The organism is Thalassoglobus sp., assembly GCF_048270125.1.
In the GTDB taxonomy this organism is placed as follows: domain Bacteria; phylum Planctomycetota; class Planctomycetia; order Planctomycetales; family Planctomycetaceae; genus Thalassoglobus.
Genome location: NZ_JBLWTN010000008.1, coordinates 38,540 through 54,994, shown reverse-complemented (window position 1 = coordinate 54,994; position 16,455 = coordinate 38,540). Strand labels below are relative to the sequence as shown.

Below are 16,455 nucleotides of genomic sequence, written 5' to 3'. Positions count from 1 at the left end.
GGTTGATGCGAGACAAGATAGCTCAAAGTGGTGATGAACCTAATGAACGCGTGACGGAGATTGCGGAGATCTTCGCTACCGGGTTTCTGCGGCGGCAGAAGCTGAGCATGAAATGCGGCTATACAGCAAAAGCTGAGAATTTATCCGCGACATGCCTTGAGTCGCGTGCGTTAACTCGGCTCACTGTGCCCACGGGTTGACGATTGTGAGATCAGCCCAATCTGATCACCATCAAGAGGAGGCATAGCATGTGGATGAACGTCACCAGAGAACTGGCTGCGTTGAAGCGGATGACAACGAAGGAATTGAAGGAGAAATACGAGGAAGTGTTCGACGAGCAATGCCGCTCGAACCATCGTCAATGGCTCATCAAACGCATCATTTGGCGAATACAGGCCAACCAGGAAGGAGACCTGAGCGAACGGGCTCGGCAACGGGCTGCGGAGATTGCCAATGATGCGGACCTACGAATAAAAGCGCCACCGCAGAAAGCACCAACCACACCATCGACAGCCGCCGTGAAAACGGCGGCTGTTTCCTTTTCCGGAGATAGTCGCCTGCCACTTCCCGGTGCAATCTTGACCCGCGAGTACAAAGGCCAAACGTACCAGGTCACTGTCCATTCGAATGGCTTTGAATGGGAAGGCGAGATCTACAAATCGCTCAGCGCCGTCGCAAACGCGATCACCGGAACTCACACCAGCGGATATCTCTTCTTCCGCATTGAAAAGAAAGGAGGCAGCAAATGAGCCGCCACGACAAATCGAAGAAGCCACGAAGACTGCGCTGCGCGATCTACACCCGCAAATCGACAGAGGAAGGGCTTGAGCAGGAATTCAACACTCTCGATGCCCAGCGTGAGTCTGGCGAAAACTACATTCTCAGCCAGACCGAAGAAGGCTGGGACTGCAGCACCACGCGATACGATGATGGCGGGTTCACCGGCGGGAATATGGATCGGCCTGCGTTGAAACGGCTGATGACAGATATTGAAGCCGGGAAAGTCGACATCGTGGTGGTTTACAAAGTCGACCGGCTATCACGCTCGCTGCTCGACTTCACCAAGATCATGGAGACGTTTGATCGATCTGGCGTCTCATTTGTTTCCGTCACGCAGCAGTTCAACACGACGACCTCCATGGGAAGGTTGATGCTGAACGTGCTCCTTTCATTCGCACAATTTGAACGGGAGATCATTAGCGAAAGAACACGAGACAAGATGGCTGCCGCACGTCGTAAAGGGAAATATGTCGGTGGAGCCCCTGTCCTGGGATACGACATCGATCGGGGTGCATCACGATTGGTGGTCAATCGCAGAGAATCGGTGCATGTCCGCCGAATCTTTGAAACGTATCTCCAAATGGAATCCCTGCTGGAAACGGTCAAGGAACTGACGCGGCTCGGATGGAAAACCAAGAGTTGGACCACGAAGAAAGGGAAGCAACGCGGTGGCCGTCCGTTCGATCGGAACTCGCTCTACAACCTGCTGACGAACGTGATCTATCTCGGCAAAGTTCGCTACCGCGATGAGACCTATGAAGGTCAACATGAAGCCATCGTCGATGCAGAACTATTCGAGAATGTCCAGAGAACGCTCAAGAACAATTATCGCAACGGCGGCAGCCAGACCCGCAATAAATACGGAGCACTGCTCAAAGGCCTGCTGCATTGTTCTTCCTGCGACTGTGGAATGATCCACACCTACACGTCCAAAGGTGCGAAGCGATACCGCTACTACGTCTGCATGTATGCACAGAAACGAGGCTGGCATACCTGCACATCGAAATCGGTACCAGCGCAGGAAATGGAGCAATATGTTGTCAACCAGATCCGAGGGGTCGGCATCAATGCTTCGCTAATGACCGAGACGATTAACGCCATACGCAAGCAGTCGCAAGCCCAGGTCGAGCAGATGGCAGAGGAGAAGAAAGGCATCGAACATGACTTGGAAACGAAGACCGCACTCCTCAGCCACATTTCCAGCCGACCAAATCCAGAGATGGGACTGCTAGCGGACTTGCATGAGCAAATCCGAACTGGTGAGCAGCGGCTGACTGCGATCCGGGAAGAACATCAAAGGATCGAAGCGACAGCCTTCACCGAACAGGATGTGGCCGACTCCCTGCGGGACTTCGAACCTGTCTGGGAATCATTGACGACGCGAGAGAAGACACACGTCCTGCAACTGCTCATTGAACGTGTCAACTACGACGGGGAAGCGGGGACTATTTCGGTCACCTTTCATCCCGATGGCATCAAGATGTTCCAACAAGAATTCCAGACTGAGGAAGAACCATGCAAGAACTGACCGTGACCACCAAGGTCCATTTCACGCGAGGACGTAAAACCAAGAAAGAGTTTCAGGACGGAGCCGCACCAAACGGCACCGTTCCGCCCAGGTTGCCACGTGTCACGAAGTTGATGGCCCTTGCGATAAGATTCGAAGGACTCGTTCGAAACGGCACGGTGGCCAACTTCGCGGAACTCGCCCGCCTCGGTCACGTCTCCCGTGCCCGGATTTCGCAGATCATGAACCTACTGATGCTGGCCCCCGACATCCAGGAAGAAATTCTGCATCTATCGCGTGCAACCAGTGGTCGCGACTCGATCCACCTGCGACAATTACAGCCAATCGCATGGGTACCGGACTGGCGGAAGCAGCGGAAGTTGTGGAAAGGTTGTGTGCAGGCAACTAATGAAAATTAAATCCTTCCTTCAATGCCTGCAGGAATGTCTTACGCCAGAGCAACTTGTGCTGCGAAGCGAGATCGGTGTCCGCGACGACAATGCGTTTCTGACCGAGAAGAATGCGCTCGCATAAAAGACCATCGTCGGCCTGGTGAATCGGGTTTGAAAGCCCTGAAGGTAAGGAGTGGCTGAGAAGGTTAATACAGAGGGGCACATGTTTTTTTGTCAAAAACATGTTTTTCATTGAATGTTTTTCTGTTTGCTGCGACTATATGAATATGACGCCGACGGGGTTTCGCCAGACACGGGTCCAAATAGTGGCCCAAGAAGAAGGTTGAACCTATCACTTCGACGGATCTCCGATTGGCCATTACCTGGCAACTGTATCAGTTGTCAAAGCCTGATTCACTCTGGAGATCCCAATGTTTGCTTCTGCGCACCATCCTATCTGCTGTAAAACTAACCGCACTGCCGCGGTATTCCACTCACAATTCGAACATCAAGCCCGTAGGTTCGTAGATCAATGGATGCCTCTCATATGCGCAAAAGCATCCAAGATGTCGTCGGTTGATTTTGAAGACTACAAACAGATTGGTCTAATTGCCCTCTGGGAATGTTCGTCGACATTTGATTGCTCAACACACCATAACTTTGAGGCGTACGCTCACCGCGCCGTTCAGAATCGCATGATTTCTGAACTCCGTCGCCGCAATTCCGCTTCGGCTACATGTGTTCAATTTTGCTGTCCAACTGATCTTTGTCATGCGGTTACCGAGGACGGTTCTTGCCTGGACGGTACTTTAGACTTGGACACTTGGCTCAAGAAACTCGAAGTCAGGGATCACCAAATCCTTCGCCTAATATATTGGGAAGGATGCACTTTGGGTGAAGTTTCAGACGAATTGTCACTCAGCCCTGCTCGTGTGAGCCAAATCCACTCCGATTTACTCGCCCGCGGACGGCATTTTTTGAACACGTAACTTACACTGTGAAGTGATCCCGGGACCATCACTCCACAGTAATTTTCACAGGTTCCAGTTTCTCACGAGTCCAAAAAGAGGCTCACAAAAAGGAGAAATCGATGAGTACAACCCCAATCATTCCAGGAATCGAGGACGATCTGCAACGCCAGCACACGTTTGTTGTAGAGCAGCGAATTCACGAAGAAGCGTTTAGCCTTGTTGTTCCCGAAGCTTTCGTTCAGAGCATCCGTGACTTGGGTTACAAATCTACCTACACGGCGATTGACGAACTCGTGGATAATGCTGTGCAGGCAAATGCGAATATGGTCGACGTGTTCCTCGCCTATGGCTCCGGAAATAAGAGTAAGGCCAAACCGGATTATGTGATAGTTGCTGACAACGGACATGGCATGGAACCAGACATGATCCGACTTGCAGTAAAATGGGGGGGCACTCACCGCCATGACGACCGTAATGGCTTTGGACGATATGGATTCGGCCTGCCGAGCGCATGTGTAAGCATCGGCCGAGCATACACCGTCTACTCAAAGACTCCCGATGGCGATTGGCATGCAGTGAGAGTGGATATTGACGAGGTTGCAAGTGCTGCAGTTGGGCAAGAGCGATACCACGTGGTGGTCCGAAAGAAGACCCCACCTAGGTACGTTACCGCACATCTCGATGTTACTTCATTTGTCTCGGGCACCATCATCGTGATCGAGACGCTTGATCGTCTAAGCAGTGGGTTCAAGACAACCCGATCGTTCGTTAACAATATGAAAGAGCACGTAGGGGTGATTTACAGGAAACTGATGCCACAGATCGACATCAAAGTGGGTGGTGACCGAGTTCTGCCCGTAGACCCATTATTCCTGGACCCAAATGCAAGATGGTACGAAGAAACAGTGATAATGGCCGAATCAGTCGAGTCAATCGAGTTTGAGTTAGTAGGAAAGGAAGGACAAACCGGCGTTGTTCGGATTCGAGGCGCCGCGTTCCCCTACAACTTTCATTTGAAAGCCCCAGATGGACCGCTGAATTCCTCCAATCATAATGCCCGATATGCGATCATGAAAGATCTAAATGGCATACTGGTTTGCCGTGCTGGTAGGCAGATCGACTGCGTTACGCGACTCCCTTGGACGACTTTCGTAAACTTCGACCGGTTCTTTGCAATCGAGATTGACTTTGATCCAGTTCTCGATGAGTACTTCGGAATAACGACTCATAAACAACAAGTTGTTTTCAGCGAAAGTATGCTCGGACATCTTGAGAACAAGGGACTCAAAGATTTGATCAAGGATTTGCGAGCGGCGATGAAAAAGTCCCGCAGCCAAGTGAAGACAGCGCTTGAGAATCGCGAGAAAAAGAGAGCCAGTGAAGAGGCGATGAAAGAGGCACAGAGGCGGAAGCCTCGTTCGGCAACGTCATCACCTCAGAAGAAAAAGCGAGCTGAAGAACAACTCGATCACGAAGCGAGAAAACAATCCGATATTACGGGAGAACCCGTTGAACAGGCTAAAGAACGAATTGTCGAACAGACAGTGCAAGAGCCATACAAGGTTGCGTTTGAGGGTATACCGGATGGCCCTGTGTTCCGTGGTGAGAGGATGGGAGGGCAATATAGACTGGTGATCAATACACGCCATAGATTCTATGATGACGTGTATGAGCCAGCACGTCAGGTCGCAGGATTATGCTCGAAACTTGAGGCAGCAATGTTCGTTATCGCCGAAGCAGAACTTGACGCAGAATCTGAGCAGGAATCATTCTACAAGGCGGGGCGCATCTTTCTCTCCCAGCGATTTACAGATGTGCTTGCAGTGCTGGACGGTTCGGGAGAATCAGAAGACGAAAAGTCAGCTGAGATGGAAGAGGAAGAAGTCAACCCCTGATTTCTTTGCCCCCTTACCGAAAATTAACTCAAGGGACTGCCAGCATTTAAAATGCTGGCAGTCCTAATTGGTCGTCCCTGAATATATACCATTGTTGCATGGAAACTGGGGTGAAAGTGAGTTTATGATTGTTTAAAATTGCAAGGAAATAGACCGTCGGAACTCGAAAGCTTGCAATTTGGAACACGGATGCGGCGTTGTTACCTGAAAGGTTTGGCAGGGGATGCCAGCAACGCTGTCTTGGCAGCAGCCGATTCAAATATTCAGAAACTGCTGCGCGCGTTCTCGCGTGCGCTCGATTTCTGGCTCAGGCGCATGATTTCAGGAGGAATTTGGGCGCAAAAAAGCTTACCCAATCCCGTTCAAGCAGTCTGAATTCATCACCGTACCCCGCTCCAAATAAAAAGTGAGTCGCCGCCCAAGTACAGAAACAAATAAAATCCCCTAATACAACTTTTTCAGGGACGACTAATTGAGTAACGTCACTGCTCAGAGTGAAAAAAAAGAGGCTCTTCATCGAAGATCCGTGGAAGCGTAACACGGGCTCCATGTTGAACGGGACTAACCAATGTGTGTTCGACAACTCGATCAACGATGTCTGATCGTTGGGCACGCCTCAAGAGCCAGCGACGCATCCAATAAGTGGCAATTGCTTGTGTGGTTTCCTCGGATCGATTGTGTGAGAACAAATATCGAGGTCTTTTCACTCGCGCTAGCAATACATCTCTTAGATTGTCAGTCAGAGCCACGCCATAAACGATTCTAGGCGCACCATGGGTTAGAACTTCGTCGGATGGGAATCCACATACGTCCAGCCCTGTTCGAATCTTGCGAAGTCGTGGATTGACCCCTTCACCAAAAATGCTGTTAACGCTTCGATTGTCGGACAATTGACTCAGTAATATCTCAATTGCATCGACAGTGGCTGCTGAGAAGTGATACGAACCCTGCCCTCGCGTTAATCCGAGTCTAGAGTACTTGATTTGTCCATCGCCTTCATCACCAACTTGTGTTGAGGGAATCTTGATTCTGGTGTATTGGTTTGGCTCACTTCCGTACAAACTGGTAGTAGTCAGTGCAGTTAGTTTTGGTTTTCGAGTGAGTCGCCGACCAGCCATTGACGAAGCGATAATGCTTGCGGCCTTGCCGTACTTATGGGCGTAAAATTTCACCAGTTCCGGGCTCGCTAACAGCATTGCCACGAGTTTGCCGCCAACCAATTCGGAGTAAGGTGCAATTGCACCACATACGGAGATATCGAGAACATCGTTGCCAATGTGAATCGCCTTAACCTGCTTTCTGATCGTATCAATCGCTAACCTGCCCTCACTGCTCGACAAAGCCTTTAGCAAGCATGCGGAGGTAGGTTGCGAAAATCCTGCATTCTTTAAGCGAAGCCTGGCACGGAGAAGAGATGCGAGCGCCGAACATCGCTTTGAGCGAAAGAGATCTGTCTTGGCACGAGTCAACCATTCCTCGTCGGAAGTCTGCTTTTTGGGATTCTTGTGGATGTTTTTCTCGGGGTGCAAGCGATGACGTTCTCTTGCTCTAACCGACTCCTCTTCGAGCGCTGCCAATGTTTCCTCTGTTGGCATGACTAATTCAGGTTTTGCAACAATTCCATCTTCAATCAAGTCGTCAATAAAAATATCGCTTGTTAAATTCTCAAGTTGGCTTTCAATCCATTTTGCCCATACAGTCGTCGGATTCTCTCGCAGTTGATTCGTAAATTGCTGTGAAGTCCATCCGATCCACTCATCTCGAATCTGGAGGTGCACGACAGGACTGGTGACAGCTGCAATTCCAATAACTGGGTGGTGTTCAACGGCAGCATCCCGCACTAGTAACATCAAATTACGGCCAGGCACTGTTTGATACTCGTTGCTCCAGGTATGCCGAAAGTAACGCCAAATATCTGCAAGGGGAATCCCGGTATGTTCACATTTGACGCCGTTGGCAACAACCTGCAAATATGGTTCGATGACTGTCTGAAGGTGCGCGATTCGTTCATCATTCGACGCCATTTTCGTCAGCGGCCGTAACTTCTCTCCAAGCTCTCGACCATCTCTCATCAGGGAAAAGATCGACACCCATCCCGCCGGACCAATCCGTTTTCTCTCCAATCCTCGAACGAAGTCGCGCACTGACTCTTTGATCAATTGTGCATTACGGTTTACGGAGTGCATCTGACGAACTCTATGTCGTTCGAGTTCTGGGTCAATATGTGTCGTTGGTCGGATCAACCCAACAGACTTTTTCTCCACTACAAATGACCAACCTTGCAGTCTGAGGTCTGCAATGACGGAAACAGCGACTTTCATCATTGCATCGAATTCAGGCGATATCTCAACTAATCCCGCTTCTTTTCGGACCCGTTCCACTAATCCGTCAGCATCAGGACTCAATGGATCGGCATCCATAAGGCTTTGAATGAATCCGGTGAAGAGTCGCCATGCTTTACGGCTCCGACTAAACCGCGGAGACATGCGTCCTGAGATGCTGCTGGTCTTGGACATGGTCAGTCTCCCAGGTAGGTAGCAAGCAGATTGCCAAACGTTCTTCGAAAAAAACGAATGTCAGCGGTAGTTTCGTCGGTGCAAGCAAGTTCGGCGCGAGCCAATGCCAAGAACAGGCATTCGAGCCGATGACGAATGACACAATGCTCTGCTTCTTTCAACGTTCCAAACAATTGTTCACAGAATGCATGATTCTGATTGACGGTAATACTCAGAGTACCATCTTTTCTGATGCTCCATACATACAGATCAGGAGTGTTCAGTGACTCGAAGTCGAGTCGATACTTCAGCCGCTTTGATGAGAAAGAGTGACTTCCCAACTTCTGATTGGATTTCAAGGGGATCGACAATGCAGGCAACTTTTGCTCGCGTTTCTCTGCAACCGACTCCGCCTCAGTGGGAGGTCGATCAGCTTTCTTCTTAACTGCTGCGAATGCCATTCGGACTCTGGAATTCAAGCTTTGCGCGATACCCTCAAGATGCTGACTCAACTCGAAGCGAAGTAGATTGCATGGGTTAATCTCTTGTTTGCTATGTGTGACTCCAAAAAGTTCATCCAATTCAGGTTCGAAACGAACCTCGCACCTCCACCAATCGTCGTAGTTTTCTTTTCTTTTTGTTCCCATAAAATACCAGCCATGATCAATTTCACGGCCAGATCGAACGACGGACACACCCGCTCCCTTGGTTATTCCCAATTCACGACGAGTTTCCAACGGAAGATCATACCAAGCATCAATTGGCAGTTCTGCAAAACGCACTTCCACGGATGACGTTCTGTGGGGGTCAGCGGGAACACGAAACTCGAGTGTGAGCGTTCCTCCAAACGGCCTTGCAGATTCCAGTCCAGTTCTCACACGGAAATACATCGGGTCGAACGGCGCAACCAAAGTGTCGTTGATGTAAATCTTGTTTCCATCCCAGAGGTAGTACCGAAACTTTTGCCCGAGTGAGCGATGCAGTTTGTCAGCAATAGTAGTAGCCTTTCGGTTGTCGAGTCGATCACATCGACTCCAAGCAACGAGCGTTCCTGTCCGCTTGCGAACGTGCTTGTCTGCCCAGTTTGGTAACGGCTTTCGCCTGGGAAAAGGGACTGAACGAAGATCGCCCTTGATGATTTCGTCGACGTCCAAGTATGTATGGTTGACCTTGCCGCGGTCTTGCCATGAGTAAACATCGACTCGTCTCGCCTGACTCACCGAACTGTTGGGAAGTCCCATTCCAAATCGTCCAAGTCCTGATCGATCATTGAATCTAGTGCTGCCTGCAAATTGCATCGCCATCGACAATGTCAAAGTATCCATACCCGTTCCATTGTCGAGTACTGCGATCGAAATCTCGCGGTCAACACCCACTCCAGTTTGGTCTGTAAAGATTCGGACTATGGAAGCCCCGGCTTGAATTGCGTTGTCAACTAACTCTGCAATTGCCGTTGAGGTAGAACGATATCCCGTGTCACGGGTTGCCTCGATGAACCTCTGTTCATTGACAAGTGGTGTTGTCATGTTCCTGAAAACTCCTTCCTGGCATTTATGTGAATAGACACGACCGTGGTGAGTCTACCTCACTTCTGGTGAAAACCGGAAGTCATTCTGCAAAAACACTTTACGGCGACATTGTTGAGTGATGGGAGGACAGTGAATCCGACTGACAGTATGTGCAAACGAACCAAAAAAAGTCAACAATGGAGACGTTTGAGGAATAATCGCTTAGGCTTATTGGCCAGTACACAAATGGCCAGGTGGAAACCTGTCAAGATTCTTTTTGGAACAGGGAGGCGTAGTCTTTTTGCCTTTGAAAACTTCCTTGGATGGTGGTAGATCTGGTCCATCCATGACCAAGAGTTTCTCTGGAAGTCGTTTTAAAACCTTCTCTCCTTTCTGAGGGGAGATCGCTCGAGGAGGGGGGACCCTGGTATTAACCCCTCATCTTATCCTTCTCCCGAAAGCAAAGGGATCTTTGAAATGGCTTATCGCTTCAAACGAAAAACTTCGATTGCGACGACATGTTCTCTCTCCCTTATCATTCCTCAAGGATGAGTTTTTCTGTAGAAGCTAGTACAATCACAGTTTCTGTTGAGGATTGAGGGGAAAACGTGATCGCAAACGCCCTGCCACCGCACGGTCAAAGCGTGGAAGAACTCCATTGCTGGTTGCATGCGGAGTTTTCAGAACTACGAAACAGTCGATCAGCGAGTGGGCGTCCTGTTTACCTTATTGAACACACTTTCTCTAAGTCGGAAATTGCAGCATTAGTGGTTTCTGTAAGGCAGGAACTCTGCAAACACACGCTAGAGAACTCGTGGTGGAGGCAGGCTTTTCTACCACTCTTGGTGATTGCGACCGAAACTGGCTACGAATATGAGGGGAACGGCACTGATTTTTGGCCACTACTCGAGCAAAGGCTTGGGATTGACTTCAGCCACGACGAGCGACACAAGATAAGTTCGTACTTCCAACTGTGCCATGAAGAATACAACTGCGTCAAAAAGCCAGAGACAGTTTGGGCTGAGAGTTTCTGCCACATCGCATGGCCGATAGCGAACGCGGCACTCCCACTTGACATGCGGCTACCATTCGCGGATTCATTGGGGAGACTAAGCCGAAATGTTCGGAACCTTTCTGACGAAGAACTGCAGTCGCTTCTACTTAATACACGAGTCGACTTCTGGTCTCAGCGATACGCTAGTTGGTTAGCTACAGGATCCATAGCAGTTGATCTCACACGCGATTTATTGGGGCACCCGACTCAGTCCGAGTTCTTAATTAACTCAACACGAGATAGGATTCGTCAAGACATCTTGAGAGATAGTGCCTCACGACGTGCTCTGCGCGACGCAATGCGGCGGCAGAAAATTCTAGGACGGCAGAATAAGGCTGGGATGCCAAGTCGAACAAACCTCATCCGTCCAGAATCAGATGAAGCTGAGGCAAAACCATGCTATGGACGTTTCCAACTGCGCATGAATGCACAGGGGACATTTGTACTTGAGGCAACAATTCCCCCACCGACACTGCCAGTTCGGCGCGAGTTAGAACCGTCTATTCGTAATAGTCGGTGGCGACCGCAACCTTGGGGAATGAGGGAGCAACCATACCTTACACTAAGCCAACTTCTGTATTCGACTCCCTTTCAAGTCAGTCCTCGTAAGGTTCTCGCTTTGTCAGGCGAGGCTCGATTCTTTAAACCTGAAGAGTCTATGGCGTTTAAAGGTGAGTCTACAAACAAATGGTTGCGTGAAGTTTCATTTAAAACAAGTCTACCGCTGGTATTCGAGCCAGATGAGGAGCATGCTTTGGGAATCCAAAGGCTCCGTGCCTTCGTACCTCGTAATTCGGTTGCTTGGATTCTAGTTGAAAACGCTACGGTCGCGAATTCGCTCCCGGAAGGTGCACAAATCTTGGGGAGTTGCTCGCCCACTCAAGTGGTCCGCGTTGACACAAGCCACAATGAAACCCAGGAGTGGCTTAAAAGTCAAGGCATTTCGACGACGAAGCAGGAGTCCTGGCGATGGCTATTTCCGCCTTCACTTGAAGTTGGTACGCCCATCAAACTTGCACTTGGGGACTTCGTTGCACTCCATATACCAGAAGACCTGTCGAGCGACAATAAGACGCAGCTTCAAACGATTCGCGACGACTCGCTTAAGTCGATCCATGAAATTGGGCCTGCTGGTAGCTACGAGATTTGTACTAACAATACTGGAAGCTATCGTGTAAGTGCATTGGAAAACGGTAAGCGAATCGACGAGTTGTTGTTTGAAGTCATCGACGTTGCAAACGCCGACGGCGGCCCCCCTCTTTGCGAAATCAAGTTAATCGGTTCAGGTCCCTCTGTGTCCGCATTGCTTGATCGTCAGCTATCGCTTGCCGTATCGTCCTCACGACCGCTTCGTGCTCTCAATCTTCAAGTGCACTTATCTAACACGACGAAAGTTGCGTCCATTCAACTTGATGACTTGCCTACAAGCATCGGTCCACAACATCGCTTGTGGAGTTATCTGATTGACGATACTGCCCGAAGTAGCATTGTGCGGGGAAAGGATGTGCAGTTGAGGGTCAAAGTCCCAGGACTCACAGACAGGACATTTCTTCTCGAAAACGAAAACGCCTCGATAAGATGGCTTAGTTCGAATGGCAATCCACCTAGAGTTGTGACGGATGAGGAGGAATTGGGGGCGATCGGTATACCACTGCAATTCCTACTTGACGCTTCGAATGACAGACATGACCCGGAAATTAGGGCTACTATGCCACATTTGTGGGTTGCAGTCTCAGAGGAGGAGGCACTTTATGAGGACGGTGGACTGGTGTTGAGTCCATCGCAATCAGGTCTAATTGACGTTGCGTTTCCACAGAGGTTATTGCGGCAATTACACGACAAGGGAGCTACGATTGGACTGCGAAAAATTTGTCAGTTATTTCTCTGCATCGCTAATTCGCGAGCGGCAAATACAGCAGGCGAATTCAATCGAATTCGAGTCAAGCAGTTTCTAAGAAGTCTAATCATCGAGACGTGCTGCGGGGATCGATGGAGCCGATTTCAACGAGGGCAGAACGATATTGCTGGCGGAAACCCATTCAGAAGTCTTCTGGATTGTGCATTCCGAAATGGTGCAGGATTTGATCTGACTCTGCACGTAGATCAAACACCCACATCGAGTCTTTTGAGTAAAGTTGAAACGGGTCTTGCAACGCTTCTTCCAGATGATTGGTGGCGATTGCCTGCTTTTCCTATTGGAGCCGACGAATGTGAAAAATTCGACGAGGCATTTGCTAGCGGATATCTGTCAGCAGCATCAGAGTTGGACCTAGAGAAGGCTTCGATTGCGCAATTGTGGCGGCAAGCACAACCGTTTACTGATATCGATCAATGGCGAGCCACTATTAGACAAACTTGCGAAGAGTTGAACGGGAGTATCCTCGCTGATTTGCTTTATCCTGCCGAAGGTGGTGATTTTCTTTTGTATTCGGGAATTGAGGGTGCCAGTACGGAAGAACTCGCTTCGATCGTCATGGAATGGCGTCACCGTTTCCTTCCTTATCACCGAGCATCCATGTCATGGACAACTGACAGAGTCCAGATATGCTTTGACTTACTCTTGCGACCACAAACCCTTCGGAGGAAACCATGGGAGTCATCTCTTGCGGCCCTCGTTACCGACAGGGTCACTGCCCGAGCTATCGCCTTCCTGGCATGGCGGATCGGCCAATTTGATTACTTACACAGTCTTATTTATGAGAAGAAACCAGCAAGTGACGGCAGTTGAGCGCCTTGAAAATATCATTCATGGTGTGCAGGCACTTAGGCGGCGTGTCGAGCGACTCTCCTCGCCGTACCAAGGGGCTACGGGTGTGCGCGCTCAGTTTTATCCACACCAATTGCAGACTGTTTTGAGAATTCTACGAGACACTCAGGTCCGACACTTAATCGCTGATGAGGTAGGGCTGGGTAAAACTGTTCAGGCGCTCATGATCATGAATGCCCTGAGACTTCAACGAGACGGAAGATTGCGTACGATCGTCATAGTTCCCAGAGAACAACAGGCTCGACAGTGGGCGGACGAGATCTGGCGAAGAGCGCATATGGTTCCCTTTATTGATAATGAACCTAAGGGTGACGATTGGGTCCAGATCCTATGGTCCGCCAAGATTGATAAAACCAACGAAATTCTTGATCCTTCGCGCATCGATCTGCTAATTTTGGATGAACTTCATTCTCTACGGGCGGATGTACTTTCAGCAGTTACACGGCGCGCCGCCAGTTTTCAGCATATCCTTGCACTCACTGCTACGCCCGACCTTCGATCACAAACTGATCTGTGTAGCCTAATGCAAATCATTGAGCCGGATCGTGTCGACCTAGCTCACCGAAACGCCCGGTATTACCGAGAGTCAAAGCAAGCTGAATCGGAATCAGAGCGGCCAGAGTTTGAAGGTGAAGACGAAACAGTGGAAATTGCAACCGAAGCAAAGGGGCAAGTGATTGCAGATCTTCAGTCGCTTCGTGAAGTGCGTGCGTTGAGTGCATCCAAGGAATTAGACCTTACCTCACTTTCAGTCTTCGAACTTGAGAGGTTGTACGACAAAGCTTGGTGGATGTTCCGTCGCGTAATCAGAACTCGACGACGCGACTACCCAAACCATCTGCCGCGCCGCCAGCAAGACATTCTCATCATTGAACCACTGGAGGAAGAAGAAAGACGTTTAGAGTTAATCTCGTCCTATCTCGACGGTTTTCTCCAGCGAGAGAATGACCGGCATCGAGCAGCACTTATTGCACGGCGAACTGTAGTCGGTGGAGACGCCTTGCGTGAGCGAATTAGTGAGTTGAAGCGTCAGGGACGAGATCCGCAAAACCAACTCGATGAAATTCGAGAACTCTGTCGTGCGGAATATGGAAATTCAAGACTCGATGAATTGGTCGATTGGCTAGCCGAAACCTGGCGGGACGCTCCAAGGAAGAAAATTCTTGTTGCGGCTCAAGATAATCCAACCGTACGGTATCTCCATAAGGAAATAATGCTTCGGCTGCCAACGATAGGTGTACGCGGTGCAAGAGTTCCCCTGGAGATTGTGACACTGCTTTCGGCAACTGACGAGACGGATCGAGATCTTGTCGACGCTTTCCAATCTGCAGAAGATTCCATTACTCCCTTCGAACACGGTGATGCTCAACTCGCCATTGCTCACGAAGACTATCGGGAGGCTTACAACTTTCAATCCGCGGATGCTCTGATTTTCTACAATATTCCGTGGGAGCCAGGGCACGTCGATCAGTGGATCGGTCGGGTTGATCGGCTAGGGAGGGAGACAATTGACCCTGAGCGACCTCATACACCACCGGTTCCAGTTTGTATCGGAGCCATCGGTTTCAGAGAACAAATCGATCATCGATTGATCGATGTTTATAAAACAAGTGGCGTATTTGATCGGCCCCTTCAACTAGATCCATATGAATCCAACCGCCTTAGCGAGGAACTCGCTGAGGCGGGACTTGGAATCTCCTCGACTTGGGATGAAGTTCAACGCGAACTTGATGAGCGACGGCAGCAGGAGGACGCACTGGCAATCGACCAACCTGCAGTCTTCGGTCATCCAGATGCCGCGTCACAATTGTACGACGATCTCCGTTTTCAAGAGCCCACCGAGCCGATCTTGCGTGCCGCGAGCACGCTGGGATTTGTGAGTTCAAATCTCGAAGCAGCTCTTTCGAGATGGCTGAAGCTTTTGTGCCTACAGGAGCAGTATCACTTTCGTACTAAAACTGACGCGACCGAAGATTTCGACCGACGAAAACGTTTCCACACGATTGGAATAAATCGCTCAAAGCCAGCGGGCGTTGTCCACCATCTAGAAGCACTCAACCCTCCGTGGGTTCCGTTTCTGGTGGCGCGTAAGCACGTCCAACGGCCCCCAAGACGATTCGTGCACCTACATGGTCCAAAGGGAGTGTTCAAGCGGTCACTTGAGTTTTTTGACCACGGTTGTCCAACTCACGAGGAGATTGTCGAAAGGTGGTTGGCAATTGGCCATGCAACAAGCGATTTAAACGGACGTCACTTTCACAGTTTCCGATTGCATTTGTCATCATCGCATCTACCAGAGGACACCGGAGTGAGTGTGGGCCGCTACAGCATCGCCGTTGGCTGGGCCGACCCTGCCAATCCAATCCGAACTGGCAATTGGCAATCACGCCTGGTAGACGGGTTAGACGAGGCACCGAATCAATCTCAAGCTAGAGCAAGGGATCTCGAAACTCGTCGATTCTCGACCGACATCGAAGCAGACATTCGTTTCGTTCGAAGCCACATTCCGACTCAATTGCCCATAGTTGGCCTAACTCATGATGGGAAAGATTGGAGTTGGATCAGCAACGATCGGCATTTAGTAGACTTAGTGACACTGGTCTGGGAGGAATCAAACAAACCCTGGTGTGAAGATATTCGTTGGAGCGAACAGGAGAGAAAGCGAATTCCTGTCATAATAAACGCGATGAGCAATGCTCTAGCACAAAAGGTGACTGCAAAGTGGCAACCTTTTCGGCTTCCCGCTCGCAAGATGTTTCGCGAACGCATGCTGTTGATTGAGATCGAAAGCCGAGATCGAGTAGCAGACCTGAATTCTCGCATTGCGCAGGTTGAGAGTAGGATCCATGAATTCGAAGAATGGCCAAGCGAAAGAAATGACCGTCTCATTCGCCTCAACCTTCGGCCTAAGCAAGTCAGGCTTCAGGAAGAAGTTGAGTTAACGAATAGACGGCTTGATCTACGTAAGAAATACTTTTCAGAAGTACTTCAGGGGTTTGAATCTCCGTATGTGGATTTCTACCAATGCCTTGACTTGCTCATTGAATTGATCAAACCGGAGAACTTAGACGCAAAGAATTAGAGTG

At 49.8% G+C, this 16,455-nt stretch carries 11 protein-coding genes; 8 read left to right on the top strand and 3 right to left on the bottom strand.

Features of this window, described 5'->3' with window-relative positions:
• Window positions 1-248 precede the first annotated feature (248 nt).
• The 6 genes from ACN0YR_RS11570 to ACN0YR_RS11545 all read left to right on the top strand — a co-directional run bounded on the left by ACN0YR_RS11570 (window position 249) and on the right by ACN0YR_RS11545 (window position 5,545).
• On the top strand, window positions 249-749 hold the full coding sequence (locus ACN0YR_RS11570; RefSeq protein ID WP_417849379.1) for a DUF2924 domain-containing protein: 501 nt from the start codon (window positions 249-251) through the stop codon (window positions 747-749).
• Complete coding sequence (locus ACN0YR_RS11565; protein ID WP_417849378.1) at window positions 746-2,308, top strand: recombinase family protein; 1,563 nt, start codon at window positions 746-748, stop codon at window positions 2,306-2,308. The genes ACN0YR_RS11570 and ACN0YR_RS11565 overlap by 4 nt, the downstream gene beginning before the upstream one ends.
• Window positions 2,296-2,706 carry a hypothetical protein gene (locus ACN0YR_RS11560; protein ID WP_417849377.1) on the top strand — a complete coding sequence of 137 codons (411 nt, stop codon included), beginning with the start codon at window positions 2,296-2,298 and terminating at the stop codon, window positions 2,704-2,706. The genes ACN0YR_RS11565 and ACN0YR_RS11560 overlap by 13 nt, the downstream gene beginning before the upstream one ends.
• Window positions 2,696-2,821: a hypothetical protein gene (locus ACN0YR_RS11555; RefSeq protein ID WP_417849376.1), complete on the top strand. Its 126-nt coding sequence runs from the start codon at window positions 2,696-2,698 to the stop codon at window positions 2,819-2,821. Before ACN0YR_RS11560 ends, ACN0YR_RS11555 begins: the two co-directional genes overlap by 11 nt.
• A gap of 289 nt (window positions 2,822-3,110) precedes the next feature.
• Window positions 3,111-3,668: a sigma-70 family RNA polymerase sigma factor gene (locus ACN0YR_RS11550; protein ID WP_417849375.1), complete on the top strand. Its 558-nt coding sequence runs from the start codon at window positions 3,111-3,113 to the stop codon at window positions 3,666-3,668.
• Window positions 3,669-3,769: 101 nt separating this feature from the next.
• Window positions 3,770-5,545: an ATP-binding protein gene (locus ACN0YR_RS11545; RefSeq protein ID WP_417849374.1), complete on the top strand. Its 1,776-nt coding sequence runs from the start codon at window positions 3,770-3,772 to the stop codon at window positions 5,543-5,545.
• A gap of 482 nt (window positions 5,546-6,027) precedes the next feature.
• Here the strand turns inward: ACN0YR_RS11545 and ACN0YR_RS11540 are convergent, their stop codons facing one another.
• The 3 genes from ACN0YR_RS11540 to ACN0YR_RS11530 all read right to left on the bottom strand — a co-directional run bounded on the left by ACN0YR_RS11540 (window position 6,028) and on the right by ACN0YR_RS11530 (window position 11,719).
• On the bottom strand, window positions 6,028-8,061 hold the full coding sequence (locus tag ACN0YR_RS11540; protein ID WP_417849373.1) for a Druantia anti-phage system protein DruA: 2,034 nt from the start codon (window positions 8,059-8,061) through the stop codon (window positions 6,028-6,030).
• A gap of 2 nt (window positions 8,062-8,063) precedes the next feature.
• Window positions 8,064-9,566, bottom strand: coding sequence for an ATP-binding protein (locus tag ACN0YR_RS11535; RefSeq protein ID WP_417849372.1), 1,503 nt, complete (start codon window positions 9,564-9,566; stop codon window positions 8,064-8,066).
• A gap of 2,021 nt (window positions 9,567-11,587) precedes the next feature.
• Window positions 11,588-11,719, bottom strand: coding sequence for a hypothetical protein (locus tag ACN0YR_RS11530; RefSeq protein ID WP_417849371.1), 132 nt, complete (start codon window positions 11,717-11,719; stop codon window positions 11,588-11,590).
• A gap of 1,008 nt (window positions 11,720-12,727) precedes the next feature.
• Here ACN0YR_RS11530 and ACN0YR_RS11525 point away from each other — a divergent pair.
• Together ACN0YR_RS11525 and ACN0YR_RS11520 are read left to right on the top strand one after the other, a co-directional pair.
• On the top strand, window positions 12,728-13,330 hold the full coding sequence (locus ACN0YR_RS11525) for a hypothetical protein (RefSeq protein ID WP_417849370.1): 603 nt from the start codon (window positions 12,728-12,730) through the stop codon (window positions 13,328-13,330).
• Complete coding sequence (locus ACN0YR_RS11520) at window positions 13,299-16,451, top strand: SNF2-related protein (RefSeq protein ID WP_417849369.1); 3,153 nt, start codon at window positions 13,299-13,301, stop codon at window positions 16,449-16,451. The genes ACN0YR_RS11525 and ACN0YR_RS11520 overlap by 32 nt, the downstream gene beginning before the upstream one ends.
• Window positions 16,452-16,455: the final 4 nt, after the last annotated feature.

Excerpts from the sequence above, each read along its gene's own strand:
- ACN0YR_RS11570 (WP_417849379.1), top strand. The coding sequence starts at position 249 with ATGTGGATGAACGTCACCAGAGAACTGGCTGCGTTGAAGCGGATGACA.
- ACN0YR_RS11565 (WP_417849378.1), top strand. The coding sequence starts at position 746 with ATGAGCCGCCACGACAAATCGAAGAAGCCACGAAGACTGCGCTGCGCG.
- ACN0YR_RS11560 (WP_417849377.1), top strand. The coding sequence starts at position 2,296 with ATGCAAGAACTGACCGTGACCACCAAGGTCCATTTCACGCGAGGACGT.
- ACN0YR_RS11555 (WP_417849376.1), top strand. The coding sequence starts at position 2,696 with ATGAAAATTAAATCCTTCCTTCAATGCCTGCAGGAATGTCTTACGCCA.
- ACN0YR_RS11550 (WP_417849375.1), top strand. The coding sequence starts at position 3,111 with ATGTTTGCTTCTGCGCACCATCCTATCTGCTGTAAAACTAACCGCACT.
- ACN0YR_RS11545 (WP_417849374.1), top strand. The coding sequence starts at position 3,770 with ATGAGTACAACCCCAATCATTCCAGGAATCGAGGACGATCTGCAACGC.
- ACN0YR_RS11540 (WP_417849373.1), bottom strand. The coding sequence starts at position 8,061 with ATGTCCAAGACCAGCAGCATCTCAGGACGCATGTCTCCGCGGTTTAGT.
- ACN0YR_RS11535 (WP_417849372.1), bottom strand. The coding sequence starts at position 9,566 with ATGACAACACCACTTGTCAATGAACAGAGGTTCATCGAGGCAACCCGT.
- ACN0YR_RS11530 (WP_417849371.1), bottom strand. The coding sequence starts at position 11,719 with ATGGATCGACTTAAGCGAGTCGTCGCGAATCGTTTGAAGCTGCGTCTT.
- ACN0YR_RS11520 (WP_417849369.1), top strand. The coding sequence starts at position 13,299 with ATGAGAAGAAACCAGCAAGTGACGGCAGTTGAGCGCCTTGAAAATATC.